The organism is Streptomyces sp. SID3343 (assembly GCF_009865215.1).
GTDB lineage: Bacteria > Actinomycetota > Actinomycetes > Streptomycetales > Streptomycetaceae > Embleya.
Genome location: NZ_WWJX01000376.1, coordinates 1 through 772, shown reverse-complemented (window position 1 = coordinate 772; position 772 = coordinate 1). Strand labels below are relative to the sequence as shown.

1 protein-coding gene is annotated in these 772 nt (G+C 67.6%); it reads left to right on the top strand.

Annotated elements, in window-relative coordinates:
• Positions 1-23 precede the first annotated feature (23 nt).
• A partial coding sequence (locus GT354_RS12305; protein ID WP_237534653.1) for a class I SAM-dependent methyltransferase occupies positions 24-772 on the top strand: 749 nt, incomplete at its 3' end.

The window sequence follows — 772 nt, the reverse complement described above, 5'->3', positions numbered from 1 at the left end:
AGGCGTGGGGTGAGGACTTCCGGTTGTGGAGGTCTTCGTACGACGGTGAGCCGATTCCGTTGGAGCAGATGGCGCAGTGGCGGGATGCGGCGGTGGCGCAGGTGTTGCGGTTCTCGCCGCGTCGGGTGTTGGAGATCGGTGTGGGGTCGGGTCTGTTGTTGGCGAAGATCGTGGGTGAGGTCGAGGAGTACTGGGGTACCGATATCTCGGCCACGGTGGTCGAGCGGGTGCGGGCCCAGGCCGAGCGGGCCGGCTACGGCGATCGGGTCCGGCTGAGTGCCCAACCGGCCGACGACGTCACCGGGTTGCCCTCGTCCGGGTTCGACACGGTGGTGCTCAATTCGGTTGTGCAGTACTTCCCGAGCGTGGAGTACCTGGAGCACGTGCTGTGCAAGGCCATGGATCTGTTGGCGCCCGGTGGTCGGGTCGTTGTCGGTGACGTTCGCAATGCCGCGACTCTTCGGGTTCTGCAGGTCGCGGTGCAGCGGGCGGCGCATCCCGACGCGTCGCGGGAGGAGTTGCGGACGTTGGTGGAGAAGGCGCTGCTCGGGGAGCGGGAGTTGGTGGTGGCGCCGGAGTGGTTTGCCGAGTGGGCGGCGGGCCGTGGTGTGGGGGTGGATGTCCGCTTGAAGGCGGGTTGGGCGCACAACGAGTTGACCCGGCACCGCTACGAGGTCGTGGTGCACAAGGATTCGGCCGATGTGTTGGATCTGGCCGATGTTCCCGCCGTGGTGTGGGGGCGGGAGGTGTCCGATCTGGCGGCTCTGGGGCG